At 55.1% G+C, this 14,507-nt stretch carries 10 protein-coding genes; 4 read left to right on the forward strand and 6 right to left on the reverse strand.

What is annotated here, in order from left to right:
* Window positions 1-4: 4 nt before the first annotated feature.
* From KF784_07430 to KF784_07445, 4 genes are all read right to left on the reverse strand, one after another.
* Window positions 5-994, reverse strand: coding sequence for a hypothetical protein (locus KF784_07430; GenBank protein ID MBX3118882.1), 990 nt, complete (start codon window positions 992-994; stop codon window positions 5-7).
* Between the two features lie 40 nt (window positions 995-1,034).
* Entirely contained in the window at window positions 1,035-1,844 is an 810-nt protein-coding gene (locus KF784_07435) for an HAD family phosphatase (protein ID MBX3118883.1), read from the reverse strand.
* Between the two features lie 138 nt (window positions 1,845-1,982).
* Window positions 1,983-3,461: a DUF1501 domain-containing protein gene (locus tag KF784_07440; protein ID MBX3118884.1), complete on the reverse strand. Its 1,479-nt coding sequence runs from the start codon at window positions 3,459-3,461 to the stop codon at window positions 1,983-1,985.
* Window positions 3,462-3,463: 2 nt separating this feature from the next.
* Window positions 3,464-6,475: a PSD1 domain-containing protein gene (locus tag KF784_07445; GenBank protein MBX3118885.1), complete on the reverse strand. Its 3,012-nt coding sequence runs from the start codon at window positions 6,473-6,475 to the stop codon at window positions 3,464-3,466.
* 180 nt (window positions 6,476-6,655) lie between these two features.
* On the opposite strand from KF784_07445, the gene KF784_07450 reads away from it, so the two are divergent.
* The 4 genes from KF784_07450 (at window position 6,656) to fliD (ending at window position 12,505) form a co-directional block, all read left to right on the forward strand.
* Window positions 6,656-7,099, forward strand: coding sequence for a purine-binding chemotaxis protein CheW (locus KF784_07450; GenBank protein ID MBX3118886.1), 444 nt, complete (start codon window positions 6,656-6,658; stop codon window positions 7,097-7,099).
* Window positions 7,100-7,150: 51 nt separating this feature from the next.
* Complete coding sequence (locus tag KF784_07455) at window positions 7,151-9,286, forward strand: chemotaxis protein CheA (protein MBX3118887.1); 2,136 nt, start codon at window positions 7,151-7,153, stop codon at window positions 9,284-9,286.
* A gap of 3 nt (window positions 9,287-9,289) precedes the next feature.
* Window positions 9,290-10,162: an HDOD domain-containing protein gene (locus tag KF784_07460; GenBank protein ID MBX3118888.1), complete on the forward strand. Its 873-nt coding sequence runs from the start codon at window positions 9,290-9,292 to the stop codon at window positions 10,160-10,162.
* Window positions 10,163-10,249: 87 nt separating this feature from the next.
* Entirely contained in the window at window positions 10,250-12,505 is a 2,256-nt protein-coding gene (fliD, locus tag KF784_07465; protein ID MBX3118889.1) for a flagellar filament capping protein FliD, read from the forward strand.
* Here the strand turns inward: fliD and KF784_07470 are convergent.
* Complete coding sequence (locus tag KF784_07470) at window positions 12,502-13,692, reverse strand: ABC transporter permease (protein MBX3118890.1); 1,191 nt, start codon at window positions 13,690-13,692, stop codon at window positions 12,502-12,504. The two genes, fliD and KF784_07470, sit on opposite strands and share 4 nt — an antisense overlap.
* Window positions 13,689-14,447 (reverse strand): ATP-binding cassette domain-containing protein, encoded by a 759-nt coding sequence (locus tag KF784_07475; protein ID MBX3118891.1) that lies wholly within the window; start codon window positions 14,445-14,447, stop codon window positions 13,689-13,691. The genes KF784_07470 and KF784_07475 overlap by 4 nt, the downstream gene beginning before the upstream one ends.
* Window positions 14,448-14,507: the final 60 nt, after the last annotated feature.

The following is a 14,507-nucleotide window of genomic DNA, read 5'->3' on the forward strand; positions in this document are numbered from 1 at the left end:
TCTCCTACTTATACGTAACGACGACTTCCTGGGTCGTACTGGCATTGCCAGCACGATCCACGACGTTCACGACTATTTTGAACTGTTTTCCGTATCCTCTGTTGAATCTGAGCTTTCCGGACCAGCGGAAGTTGTTTCCACCGGTGTTTTTGAACGACGACCGTGGCACACGGGCCAAGAACGTACCGTCCAGTTTTCGGACGACAACGTCAACGCCAGTGACGTCAATCGAGTTTGCTGAGCCATCCTGCATGTCGATTGCAACCGACACGCTTGAGTTCATCGAAAGCTTGATATTGGAGAGGGGCTGCACGATACCGACGACGGGAGCGACTCGGTCAAGGGTGACCGTGATCGTCTTCGTCTCTTCGTTGTTTGCCTCGTCTCTCAGTCGGATAGACACCGTTTGGCTTCCGTCGAACTGGATGCCTGTCGTATCCCAAAGCACGGTAAAGCTGTCGTTTACGAGCGACGTGCCGGTGTTGTTGGGAATGTCTGACCCATTGATCTGTACGCGATAGTCCTTAAAATTGGGCTCCAATACCTTGACGGTGATCGGTACGATTCCTTTGACAAAGCTGTTGTTAAGCGGGTTGAACTGCAAGAATTTGGGCTTGTTCACGTCGACCGTTACGTTGATCGAGACGTTGCCAAAAACTCCGTTATCGCTCTTTCTCTTGGCGACCACGTCGATCGTGTAGGCTCCTTCGGGAGCGCCTTGGTTAAAGTTGATCGGAAGCTGGTCGTTGATCTTTCCGTCCGCATCGGGCGTGAAATCGTTTTCTGAGGTGAACTGAACTCCGCCAGGGCCCGTGATCGTGGCCTTAATATTCACCTGGGTCGAGGCCCCAGTTACGTTAAACTTGAGCTGGTTGCTGAGACCAAGAAAGTCTCCGTTGTTCGGTGAGGTTACCGTCAATGTCTGGGCATACCCGGCCAATGCCGCGATAATAAGGCCGCAGACCGCTGCTGTTCGTAGAACGATCCTTTTCATAATATTCACCTCAAGTACTCCATAGACGAGCACAACGCCTCTATTTTCGCTCATTTAGCAAAAAGGCGTCAATGAAGCAGGCTACCCCACCTTCGACGCTTGATGGAACCACCAAGTTCGCTGCAGCCTGAACTTCGAGGGGTGCAGTCTGCATTGCGGCGCTGAATCCCGCGTACTGGAGCATCTCCAAGTCGTTGTAATAATCGCCAATAGCAGCAATTTCCTCAGGTTTTAAGCCGAAGTATTCGACAACTTGAGACAGCCCAAGCCCTTTGTTGATTCCTCCCGGCAATATCTCCAGGTAATCCGCTTCGGATCGAACGATGCTTACTTCCTGGCCTTTGAGCAGAGTTTGAATGCTTCCCACATGTCCTTCAATGACATTAGCGTCGTCGGCAAAAAGCATCTTCGTGACTTCGATTCCCGCTGTTGATTGTTGCTCCATCATCTTGGGGACGACATGGCGTACCCGTTCTGTATAGATATCGCTCCACCGATTTCGATGGGGGAAGAAGACGTCGTGCCGTGCATAGATGCTGAGGTGAAGGTTATTGCCCAGGGCGTATGCCATTAGCTGGCTTGCCGTATTTTGCGAAAGGCTGGTGTGGGCGATTTCGTGAGTCGGGCTGGATAGGACATGAGCGCCGTTTGAGCAGACCATCGGCCCTTCGATCTCAAGCTCCTTTGCAAAGGCTTCAATGCTGGCGACGTTGCGTCCACTTGCAAGGGCGATGACGATGCCCGCATCCCTTGCTCGACGTACGGCGTCGATGTGTACCTGGGTGAGTTTCCTTTCGGGGTCAAGCAGGGTGCCGTCGAGGTCGAGCGCGAGGAGTCTGATTTGGGGCATGGGGAGGTGGGGTCAGTGTACTTGGGTGGTGGGTTGGGACATTGGGGCGTTCGGGCTTTCGGGCGCTGAGTTGCTTATACCCCCTCCCAACCCTCCCCAATCACCCCGACTTCGTCGTGGAGACGAGGGAGGGCTTTCTTAGGAAAGCAGCTTTTGCTGGACCACGCCAAACACATCCGTCAGCCGGAAGTTGCGTCCTTGCGATTTGTAGGTGAGACGTGTGTGGTCGATGCCCATTTGGTGCAGGAGTGTTGCGTGGAGGTCGTGGATGCTCATCGGGTCTTGAACGATGTTGTAGCCCAGTTCGTCGGTCATGCCCAGCGCGAGCCCGGGCTTGATGCCGCCGCCTGCCATCCACATCGTGAAGGCTCGGGGATGGTGGTCGCGTCCGGGATAAGGCGATCCGCCTCGGGCCTCGTTCATGGGTGTTCGTCCAAACTCGCCGCCCCAGATAACGATCGTTTCGTCCAACAGCCCGCGCTGTTTGAGGTCTTTCACTAGTGCGGCGGCAGCTTGATCGACCTGACGGCACATGTCGGGGAGCCCGTGCTTGATGTCGTTGCTCATCGCGTCGCCGTGGTGATCCCAGCCTCGGTGGTAGAGCTGGACAAAGCGAACACCGCGCTCGACGAGTCTTCGGGCGAGGAGGCAGTTGTTGGCAAAGCTCTTCTTGCCGGGTTCGGTGCCGTACATTTCATGGATGGTTTTGGGCTCATTTGAGATGTCCATGAGTTCGGGCACGCTCGTTTGCATCCGGTACGCGAGTTCGTATTGGGCGATCCGCGTCTCGATTTCGGGGTCGAGGGTTTGCTTGCCGTGGATCGCGTTCAGGTCGCGGAGAGCATCCAGGGTATCGCGGCGAATCTCTCTGGTTACTCCATCGGGATCGGAGACGAATAGAACGGCATCGCCTTGAGAGCGGAACTCCACGCCCTGATAAACGCTGGGGAGGAAGCCGGTTCCCCAGCACGATTTCCCGCCATCGGGGTTGCTAATGCCAGAAAGCAGCACAACGAAGCCGGGCAGATCGGCGCTCTCCGTCCCCAGGCCGTAGGTTAGCCATGAGCCCATGCTGGGGCGTCCGGGAAGTTGGAACCCGGTGTTCATGAAGAGTTGGGCGGGGGCGTGGTTGAATTGGTCGGTCTTCATCGACCGCACGATAGCCACATCATCGACGATCTCTTTGAAGTGAGGAAGGAGCTCGCTCACCATCTGCCCGCTCTGCCCGCACTTCTCAAACTTATAGGGTGAGCCGAGCATTTTGGGAACGCCTCGGATGAACGCGAACCGCTCGCCTTCGAGGTACTCCTCGGGGCAGGGCTCGCCGTCGTGCTTATTGAGCATTGGCTTAGGATCGAAGAGATCGACCTGCGATGGCGCACCCGCCATGAAGAGGTAGATGATGCTCTTTGCCTTTGCTTTATGGTGCGGCTGTTTGGGGGATAGCGGATCCTTCCGGTCCTGGCGTCCGGCTTGCTGGATCATCTCTGCTGCGTAACCATTGTTCAGAAGTAGACTGGAGAGCGCAAGGCCGCCGACCCCATAACCGACCTCCTTAAAGAAGGTCCGGCGGGTAATTTGCTTTAGAATCTCTTTTTCGAGCTCTCGGTCTTGCATGTCTATCCTTTGGTGATGGTTTCGTCGAGGTTGAGGAGGATGTTTCCGATCATGGTTAGGGCCGCCATCTCGGGCGACCCCCCGAGTTTCTTTGCTTCCTCGGGGCTCTTTTTGTAGCGGTCATGCAGCTGGTTGTAGGCTGCAATGAGTCGATTCATTTCGGCGGCTTGGGCATGTCTTCCCGTGCACAGTCGGAAGCCAAAGTTGAGCTTTTTCTTGATCTCGGGGTCCGCTTTGTCCATCCGATTTGCCAGCGCGGTTGCTGCCTCAAGATAAGCCTTGTCGTTGAGGAGGGCAAGAGCTTGGAGAGGTGTGTTGGTGCGGATTCTGCGAACCGTACATGACTCCCGACTGGTGGCGTCGAAGGCCATGAAGCTGGGGTAGGGCGATGTGCGCTTCCAGAAGGTGTAGAGTCCGCGGCGGTATTGGTTTTCGCCTGCTGCCTTTTGCCAACGCTCGCCGCTATAGGGGCTGTCCCAGATGCCAGCCGGTTGCTCGGGCATGACGCTCGGACCGCCGATTTCCAGACTGATGAGGCCGCTGGCGGTCAGGGCGGTGTCTCGGATCATCTCAGCCTCCATACGGAAACGTGGACCCCTGGCGTAGAGCTTGTTTTGGGGGTCGCGGCTGAGGAGATAGGGTGTGGAAGATGAAGACTGTCGGTAGGTGTTCGACGTTACAATCAGACGGTGCATCTTCTTCATGTCCCAGCCGTTTGCCATGAACTCGGTTGCCAGCCAGTCGAGAAGTTCTGGGTGAGTTGGCGGGGAGCTTTGCGTGCCAAAGTCCTCGCTTGTTTCGACCAGGCCATGCCCGAAGTACTGTTCCCACATCCGGTTCACTTGCACCCGGGCCGTGAGGGGATTAGATTTGTTCACGAGCCATTTGGCGAGGGCGAGCCGGTCGGCACGGACATTCGGTGGGAGGGGCGGCAGGATTGTCGGCGTCCCCGCTGTGACCTCCTCTTCTTTGCTCAGGAACTCGCCTCGATGGTGGACAAACGCTTTGAGGGGGCCTTGGGATGGCTTATCGCGCATGACCATGGCCACGGGGATGTTCTGTTTGATCGTTTGCAGTTCGGCCTTTGCGGCAGCAAGTCGATCCCTCGTCGGCTTGAGGAGGGGGGTCAGCTCTCTAAATGCTTTGAGAAACTCCTCACGTTCCCTGCCAGAACGAGTGGGGTTTGCTATACGAACGAATAGATTTGGAGGGGCGTTTAAGACCATGGGATCGGTTGCGTCGATCACACGGATCTTCATTCTGCCGATGATGTGCATGGGCCAGCTTGGCGAACTATGATCGAGTCTTAACTCGGAGGTTTGGCCTGCTGGGACCGGCTGGCTTAGGATAAGCATGAGCTCGTGCTGTTTTCCTGCCTGTGGATAGATAGCCCATCCAGTGTCGCCATTGTCGTCAAATAATCCATCGACAGAGTAGCCGTCCTGGATGAAGTCAACGGTTGCCTTTTCGATCTTAACGGGTTGACCGTTGACGACGAATTCAACCTTCGACAGGATAAAGTTGCCGCCGCTGGAAAGCCCGGGGCCGCCTTTGGGGAGCGAGTCGTCGGGTATGGCGTAGATGCGAATAGCGGTGATCGGCTTTTGACTGCTTGAGAGTCGCAAAGTGATGGGTTGCTTTGCCGTTTCCGTCGCCACGACCGTATCGCCGTCGAGGAGCGTCGCACCGGCTGAAGCTGCCTGTAAGTTGTCGGGCTTTTGCCAACCAGAAGACACTGAGAGCGCTGAAGCCCACTTCTGGTAGGCCTCAGCCAGTTCTGGCGTCATCGTCTGCAAAACCGACTCCAGTTTTCCTATCTCCTCCTCAAGCTTGGCGATCTTTGCTTTTGTTTCTGGACCGGGGACCTGGATCGTTGGCTCGTAGTATTTCTTCGAGCCAACGTTGTAATCGCCGCCTTGCGTGTACTCGTTGTTGCCGAAGAAGGCGTACATGCGATAGAAGTCTTTTTGGCTAAACGGGTCGTACTTGTGATCGTGACACCTTGCACACGCCATCGTCGTGCCCAGCCAGACGGTTGACGTTGTTCCAACGCGGTCGATGACGGTTTCGTACATCGCCTCATCGGGATGGACTCCGCCCTCACTGTTGAACATCGTGTTGCGATTGAAACCGGTTGCGACAAGTTGATCGACAGTTGCGTTCGGCAAGAGGTCGCCCGCGATCTGTTCAATCGTGAACTGGTCGTAGGGGATGTTCTTGTTGAAAGCGTCTATCACCCAATCGCGGTATTTGTAGGCGGTGCGGATGAAATCGGCCTCGTAACCATTGGTGTCGGCGTATCGGGCTAGATCAAGCCAAATCCGTGCTTGTCGTTCGCCATAGTGAGGTGAGGCGAGGAGCCTATCGACAACACGCTCGTACGCGTCGGGCCGCTTATCGGCGAGGAATGCGTCGATCTCGCTCAGGGTTGGGGGTAGCCCAGTGAGGTCAAGAGTGACGCGGCGGATCAGCGTTTCTTTTGAGGCTTCGGGCGAGGGAGAGATTGCTCCCTTCTGCAATCGCGACAAGACGAAGTTATCAATCGGGTTCTTCACCCAAGCCGGGTCCTTTACAGGCGGAACGGCAGGTCGCACGGGTTTTTGGTAAGCCCAATGCTTGGCAGGGTCGGCGGCTTCAGAAGTGACCCCACCTTCGTTTATCCACCGGACGATCAGATCGGTCTGTGCCTTGGTTAGCGGGGCAAAGCCCATCGGCATTCGCGGTTTGCCGCCCTTGCCTTCTATGCGTTCGATAAGCAGGGACTGAGCGCCCTTTCCGGCGGTGAAGAGCTTTCCGCTGACGCCCCCTTTGGCGATGCCAGCAGCCGTATCGAGTCGGAGCGAACCGCTTTGCTGGGTGCTGCTGTGGCATGAAGTGCAGTGAGCCTTAAAGATTGGGGCGATCTCTCGGGCAAAGTCCACCTTAGCCCTTGGAGTCGTCGTTTGGCCTCCCACGACGATGGCGTAGGGAATGACGGCTAGCAGGCCGATGAAGAGGCGCTTTCGATTCGGCACGTCCTCATTCTGCCCCACTCCAGAGCGATGTACAACCCGATTTGCTCCAACTTTAGAAGGGCGACCGTGTGAGATTTGACCAAAACTCCGCATTTTTTGCCCACAAGGTGGGACACCCATAAGATTGCTGGCCTCATGTACCAAGGATTTTTACGGGGAACTTCTAAGGGAGATTTTTGAATGTCAGCAAGCAGCGTTTTATCTCAAGAAGAGCAGATGGTCGTTTTTCAACTCGACACCGAACTCTTCAGTATCGACATTTTCCGAGTTAACGAAATCATTCGTTTGCGTGAGATCACGCCCATCCCAGGGACAGATGCACACATCCGCGGCCTTGTGAACCTTCGAGGGAAGACAATCCCCGTGGTTGATCTCCGAGTACGGTTCGGGATGCCCGAATTTGAAGAGAAGAACAGCACTCGCATCATCGTTGTCGAGATGGAGTCTGGCAATGTCGGCATCATCGTCGATGCCGTTCGTGAAGTCTTTACTGTTCAGCCCGAACAGGTGGAAAACACTCCGGCCCTTATCTCAACAGTGGATATGGAGTTTGTACGTGGCGTTGCCAAGCACAGCGATCACCTCGTAACCCTCCTCAACCTTGACCAAGCGCTTGCAGCCTAGCGGCAAGCCTTCAACTGAATACCGACCTCTTACGACAGCGAGCACACTCTTATGAGCACCGAACTGGATATGTCCCAATATCGTGATCTCTTTCTGCAAGAAGCAGATGAGATGCTGGAAGTCCTTGAGCAGGAAACTCTCAAACTTGAGACCGACCCTGCTCTTGAGCGCCTCCAGTCGATTTTCCGAGCGGCACACACCCTGAAGGGTTCGAGCCGTGCGATGGGATTCGATTCCTTTGCCCAGCTCACGCATGAAATGGAGAACCTTCTGGACCGGCTTCGTGCTGGACAACAGGAAGTCACCACCGACGTTACCGACGTCCTGCTTGGATGTTTGGACCGTTTGGGTCAGATGAAGGATGCGATTGCCGAGGGTGGCAGCGACAAGCTCGAATGCAATGACCTTGTCGAGCGATTGCAGGTGCTGATCGCAGAGGGAGGAGCAGAGGCTCCCACCCCGAAAGCAAAGAAGTCCAAAGCGAAGGAAGAGGCAGCGGCTCCGGCTGAGAGTGAGAAATCCAACGATTACGACGCAAGGTTTACGGAAAAGCTAGACGACAGCGTGCTTGATGCGCTGAAGCAGGCACAGACTCAAGCTCCGGTGTATATTGCGCGGTTTGTCCTTTCCGAAGAGTGCGTGATGAAGTACGTGCGATCGTTCATGGCGATCAGCGTGGTTCAGGAGAGCGGGGAACTGCTCGCCACACTTCCAGATCAGGAAAAGCTCGAAGAGGAGAAGTTCGACAACGAATTCGAACTATTCTTCCAATCAACAGAGTCCCCCGAACTCATCAAGTCGAAGTTTGCCGGGATTGGGGAGGTCGTATGGTACGACGTCCGGCCTTGGCTCTCGGAGTCCGGTGCAGAAGTAGAAGCTACGGCTACTGCCGACGCATCCACACCGACAGTGGAAGAGGAGAAGCCGGAGGCTGCGGAAACCAAGACACCCGAGCCCGCTAAACCGGCTGGTCCGGCTCAGAAGAAGTACGACACGGGCCAGACCGTGCGTGTGGACGTTGCGCGCCTCGACGAGTTGATGAATCTTGTCGGCGAGTTGGTTATCGACAGAACGCGTGTTGCCCAGATTGGAGCGGTGCTTGCGGCAAAGTATGACTTCGACGAGAACATCGAAGCTCTCGCCGAGACGGTTGGGCATGTGGCTCGCATTACCAGCGACCTTCAAGACCAGATCATGAAGGCGCGAATGCTTCCGATTGAGACGGTCTTCAACCGATTCCCACGAATGGTGCGCGACCTTGCCCACAAGATCGGTAAGGACATCAAGCTGGAGCTCGAAGGCGGTGAGACCGAGCTTGACCGAAGTGTCATCGAAGTTATTGGCGACCCGCTGATGCACATTTTGCGAAACAGCGTCGATCACGGTGTTGAGATGCCCGAGGATCGAACGAAGGCAGGAAAGCCAGCTCAGGGCAAAGTCGTGGTCTCGGCGCGACACCAAGAGAACCATATCGTTATTGAGATCACCGACGACGGAAAGGGCATTGACGTCGAGCGAGTTAAGGCCAAGGCGCTTCAGACCGGCGTGATTACCAAAGACCAATCCGACCGAATGTCGGAGAAAGAGGCGCTTCAACTTATCTTTGCAAGCGGGTTGAGCACGGCTGAGAAGGTTACGGATGTGAGCGGCCGCGGCGTTGGCATGGACGTCGTGCGATCGAACATTCAGAAGCTTGGCGGAATTATCGACCTTGAGACGACGATGGGTGAGGGCTCCAAATTCAGCCTTCGACTTCCGCTGACTCTGGCGATTATTCGCGGACTGCTCGTTCGGGTTTCTGGAGTCGTTTATGTGCTTCCGCTTGGCAGCGTCATCGAGACGATGCTGATGGACAAAGCAGATATTCAGAGCGTGGCTAAGAGGGAGGTTGTTGTCATTCGTGGCATGACCACTCCGCTCGTAAGATTAAGAAAAGTTTTTTCTTCCCGTAACTATACGGCTGAGGAGAAAAAAGACCAAGAATTTGTAGTGATTGTCGGCCTTGCTGAGCAACGTGTTGGCTTAGTTGTTGACAGTTTGGTTGGGGAGCAAGAGGTCGTCATCAAATCACTCAATAGGTTCTGCGGAGATGTCCGTGGCGTTAGCGGTGCGACGATCCTTGGGGATGGAAATGTTGCGCTGATCACCGATGTAAACGGGATTATCGCGAAGGAGAACAGTAGTTAAATTATGGATTCGCAATCGTTAAGGGCCCAAGCCGTCAAACGTTACATCATGCAGGCTGTGCAGGACTTGCCGCCTCTGCCTGCGATGATCACAAAGATTCTCGAGGAGACTCAGAAAGAGGACGTTTCTGCGTCTACTCTGGAGAAGTTGTTGTCGTCTGACCAGGCGCTCGCAGTGAAGACTCTGCGTGTTGTCAACTCGGCATATTACGGACTTGAGGGACAGGTTTCAAGCCTGAGCCAAGCCGTCGTCATTCTCGGCATCCAGCAGCTTCGTAATCTTGTACTTAGCGTAAGCGCGATTGGAATGTTGAATGCGAAGAATCCTCGACAACAGCAGTTGCAGCGCGAGTTCTGGCTGCATTCGATTGCGACGGCATCGACTGCACAAGTGATCGCGCAGAAGAAACGCTTTAGCGCGGCAACGTCGGAATTGATCTTCGTCGGTGGTCTTCTTCACGACCTTGGCCGGCTTTTCCTCTACACAAATTTTACGGACCAGTATCAGAACGCAGAGAAGGAAGCTCAGAAGACAGGTCTTTCACTGATCGCTCAGGAAGAGGCTTCGCTTGGGGTGACGCACACCGATATCGGTTTGGCCTTGGGATCGCTTTGGAAGTTTCCGAAGGAGCTCGTCATGTATATGTCGGAGCACGAGGGACCGTTTGATGCCAACAGTGACTCGGGGGTTATGGCAGTACACGTGAGCGACAAGCTGGCGCAGCGCGTGATGAAGGGCGGAGCAATCAATGCCGAGATCGACGGTTATGTCGACAACTGGCTCGGATTTGATGAGGCGGAGATTCAAGCGATCGAAGAGACGATCGGACAACGAATGTCGAATTTCCAAGAGATGTATCAGATGATGGCGGCCTAATCGGCTCGCTTGGGCAGGGTCGCAGTGAATTTTTACGCGTCCCTGCCAATAACATTACTAGGCCCCACGGGTTCTAGGGAAAGCAAATTGAGTATCGGCAACAGCTTATCGGGCATTACATTTGCAGGATTGAGCAGCGGCATCGACACAGATTCGATTATCAGCCGACTGCTTCAGCTTGAGGTCGCCCCGATCCAGCGGCTGCAGGCACAGCAGAATCAAATTAGTACCCGGATTGATGCTCTCGGCCAACTCAAGGGTCGGCTGACTTCGCTTTCCTCAATCGCGGGAGCTCTCAATACTGCTTCCGCATTCAATCAGGTTTCTGTGACTTCGTCTGCGCCTGAGGTCGCCAGCGTATCGATTTCGGGAGAAGCCCTGCCGAGTCTCTTTAATTTGACGGTATCCAAACTCGCGCAGGCCCACAAGATCGGCTCTACTGCTCAGGCGAGCGTGAGTGAAGCGTTGAACTTGGCGGGAACGTTCGTGGTGAACGGGAAATCTGTGACGGTTTCCAGCACTGACACGCTCACCTCGGTAGCCCAGAAGATTAACGGTACGAATTCCGGTGTCACAGCGAGCGTGCTTAATGGTGGTGCTGGCAACTCCTACATCAGCATCAGCGCGAACGGAACCGGCGCTCAGAGCAAGATTCAGTTAGCTGATCTGACAGGCAGCATCGTCCAAACCCTCGGATTGGTAACGGGCGCCGCGACACCTCGCGAGTCGATTACCAACGGATACACAAGCGCTGGCTTTAAGAGTTCGACCGAGAAGCTGAGTACGGTTTGGGCAGTTTCCGGCTTAGGAACAAAGAATTTTGAGATCAACGGCGTTGCCGTTTCCATCGATCCAGATAACCAAAACCTTCAGGAGATTGCCAACGCGATCAATGCGGCTGGTACTGGGGCGAATGCAACTGTTCGGACGGTCACGGAGAATAACGTCACCTCGTACCGACTTGACCTGACGGGAGCGACGACCTTTACTGACACCGATGGGATTCTTACGGCGATGGGCGTTCTGCAACGCGATTACGGAAGTCAGCTTGTTGCGGCTCAGGACTCGGCCTACACGCTCGATGGTATCTCAATGACGAGCAAGTCGAACACGGTGACGACGGCTATTCCTGGTGTGACATTTACACTTTTGAAAGCCAACGAGACCACTCCCGAAAAGTCGACGATCACCGTTAAGGGTGACAAGGAAGCCGTCAAATCTAAGATCAAACAGTTTGGCGATGCAGTGAATGCGGTGAACGACTTCATCAAGTCAGCGAGCGCGTTCGACAAAGACACCTTTGCAACAGGCCCGCTCTTTGGTGACAACGTGGCGCGGCAGATCGAGGGACAGATCGGGACGATGCTGTTCAACAACGTGCCTGGGCTTACGGGAAACTACACCAACCTCGCCGCGCTCGGCTTCTCCTACAATACCGATGGGAAGATGGTCGTTGATGACGCTCAGCTAAGCAAGGCGCTTGATGAGGACCCCTCTGCGGTCAATAAGATCTTCCGAGCGATGGGCTCGACCTCATCGGATCAACTCTCCTTCATTTCGAGCACGGACAAGACGATAGGCTCAGGTGGCGGGGTTTACCAAGTCAACATCACTCAGCTTGCCGCGCAGTCGGCTTACAAGTCGGAGATGGTGCAGACCCAGGTCAGCACAGGCACCGAGAAGCTGACGTTCTCGGGTGCGCTCTTCGGAAATACGAATTACGACGTTATTGTCGCGATCGGCAACAACGTCGATGCGACGATCAGTCAGCTCAATAACGACGCCAAACTCAAGGACCTGATCGTGGCGAGCAAGGATGTGGACGGTTCGCTCGTCATCACGACGAAGAAGTACGGATCGAATACGAACTTTACGGTTGTGAGCGATAAAGCCGCCGCCACCGATAACAGCGGCATTGGCACCTCATCGGCGGGCACCTATACGACGGGAGTTGACGTCGCGGGGACGATTAATGGTGAGCTCGCGACGGGGGCTGGGCAGTTCTTGACAGGAAAGTCCGGCAATGCCAACACCGACGGCCTTCAAGTTCGATACACCGGAAACACGTTGGGCTTGATTGGCAACGTTACTCTGACGAGGGGTATCGGTGCGCAGATGCAAAGCCTTATCGGAACGTATACCGACATTACGAGCGGCCTGATGTCGACGAACGATAAGGAGCTTCAAGCTCAGATTGATTCGATAGAGGAGCGCATTAAGCGCATCCAAGATTCGGCGAACTCGCACGCTACCGAACTTCGGACGAAGTTTGCCGCCATGGAGCAAGCCATCTCAAGCATGCAGCAGCAGCAGTCTCAGCTTGCTGCTATGATGCGGCGCTAAATCTTCGCGAGGACCTCTTCGCGCTTGAAGAGCCTTACCGACCAAGACATCGACGCCCATGCCAACACCAGGCTGATGGCGACGGTGATGGCGATTGCGGTCCAATCAACCTTGTTCAGCAACGCGGCTTTTAGCGTTGTCGCTGAGTTGAGGATCGGAACGAAGTTCACCCACCTTGCCTGAGCGTAAGATGTCAGTCCGATAAACTGGCTGAAGACGGCGGGCATCAAGATCACGAAGCTCACGAGCGAGAGTTGGGTTTGGCAATCTCGCGTGTTGCGGGCTCGTGTACTGACGGCCAGCAGGATACCGGCGAGCATCGCGGCAAGCGGGATCATGACAAGCACGCTGCTGACTGCCGAGGCAAATGTGATCGTGAGGCCGTCGGGGAACATCTCCTGCGTCCCCTTCACTTTCAGCACGCCAACCAAAACGATGCCAGCGAACGCGCTGAGCATGCTGACGATACTGAGCAGCATCAGGCTGTAAAACTTGCCGAGCGCGATCTGGCTGCGCTCCACTGGAGAGATGAGAAGCGTTTCCAGTGTGTTCTTTTCCTTCTCTCCGGCAACCATCTCGGATGCGCTGCCGAATGCTCCGTAGAACGCCCACAGGACGATGATATAGGGGAGGAATCCTGCGATGAATCCACCGAGGCCCTTTTGTCGCTCGATCGGTTTGCGTTCAAGCTTGACCGGCTCAGCCATCTGTTCGGGAACACCCTTCGAGGCCAGCAGTTGCTTAACCGCTTTGTCGTTCTGCTCCTGAATGCCCCTTTGCAGTTGACTTAGGATCACTCCGCTACGCTCGCGGTCGGGATCGAAGTAAGCATTGATTATCTGTTGGTGGTAAGGGGTGAGTTCGGTTGTGCTGAGGGGAACGATCTCAAGCACGACATCGGCTTTACCATCCTCTACCAGCTTCTGTGCGGTTTCTACATCGGGCACACGGATGATCTCTGGCCCTTTTTCACCGTCGGGCGATTGGATGTAGGCAGGCAGTTCGCCTTCGTAGATGACGTGAACCTTACTGGGTACATCTTTTTTCACCGTCTCCATCACGAAGCCAAGGGCAAAGACCATGAGGACGATGATGAAGAGGGGACCGAATACGGCGTTGTAGACGACGCGCTTGTCGCGCAGCATCTCCAAGACCTCTTTCTTAAGGATGAGGATGGCCGGCTTCATGCGGGCACCTCTTCATTCTTGCGATCAGCGCCAACCAGCTTTAGGAACGCCTTTTCAAGCGTCTGTTCGCCTGCGCTTTCCAAAATCTGTCCGACTGTGCCCTCGCCGCAGATTACGCCGTCGTGGATGATCGAGATTTGATCGCATATGCGCTCGGCCTCGCTCATGATGTGGGTGCTGAAAACTATGGTCTTGTTCAGCGTTCGCTGCTCTTCGATGAACTCCATGACGGTTTGACTGGTGACGACATCGAGCCCGGCGGTGGGTTCGTCGAAGAAGAGGACAGGAGGGTCGTGAAGGATCGTTCGTGATACGGAGATGCGCTGCTTTTGTCCGGTTGACATCTTGTCGCAGAGCCGCCCGATGAAACTGTCGAGTTTGAACTTGTCGGTTACGTAGTCGATTCTGGTCTTGAGTTGAGAATTCGAAAGTCCGTAGAGCCCGCCAAAGTACTCCAGCAGTTCTTTTCCGGTAAGGCGACCGTAGAGCGCAGTCGAGGTGGACATGAAGCCGATGCTTGCTCTAACCTTGCCGGGGTCCTTCTGGACGCTGAAACCGGCGACTTCTGCCGTGCCTGCGGTGGGTTCGAGGACCGTGGAAAGCATTCGCAGCAGGGTTGTCTTGCCTGCGCCGTTGACACCCAAGAGTCCGAAAACTTTGCCGGGTTCGGCTTGGATGGAGACTGATTTGACGGCTTCGACGCGATTTCCTTTGGTTCCTGAGAAGGTCTTGCTGATGGAGTCGGTGCGGACCATTGCATCGGAGTATAGGACATCTATTCGAAATGACCGTACGCTTCCTAGGGCTTTGGATGA

This window comes from Fimbriimonadaceae bacterium, from assembly GCA_019638775.1.
Classification (GTDB): Bacteria; Armatimonadota; Fimbriimonadia; order Fimbriimonadales; family Fimbriimonadaceae; genus JAHBTD01.

Excerpts from the sequence above, each read along its gene's own strand:
- KF784_07430 (MBX3118882.1), bottom strand. The coding sequence starts at position 994 with ATGAAAAGGATCGTTCTACGAACAGCAGCGGTCTGCGGCCTTATTATC.
- KF784_07435 (MBX3118883.1), bottom strand. The coding sequence starts at position 1,844 with ATGCCCCAAATCAGACTCCTCGCGCTCGACCTCGACGGCACCCTGCTT.
- KF784_07440 (MBX3118884.1), bottom strand. The coding sequence starts at position 3,461 with ATGCAAGACCGAGAGCTCGAAAAAGAGATTCTAAAGCAAATTACCCGC.
- KF784_07450 (MBX3118886.1), top strand. The coding sequence starts at position 6,656 with ATGTCAGCAAGCAGCGTTTTATCTCAAGAAGAGCAGATGGTCGTTTTT.
- KF784_07455 (MBX3118887.1), top strand. The coding sequence starts at position 7,151 with ATGAGCACCGAACTGGATATGTCCCAATATCGTGATCTCTTTCTGCAA.
- KF784_07460 (MBX3118888.1), top strand. The coding sequence starts at position 9,290 with ATGGATTCGCAATCGTTAAGGGCCCAAGCCGTCAAACGTTACATCATG.
- KF784_07470 (MBX3118890.1), bottom strand. The coding sequence starts at position 13,692 with ATGAAGCCGGCCATCCTCATCCTTAAGAAAGAGGTCTTGGAGATGCTG.
- KF784_07475 (MBX3118891.1), bottom strand. The coding sequence starts at position 14,447 with ATGGTCCGCACCGACTCCATCAGCAAGACCTTCTCAGGAACCAAAGGA.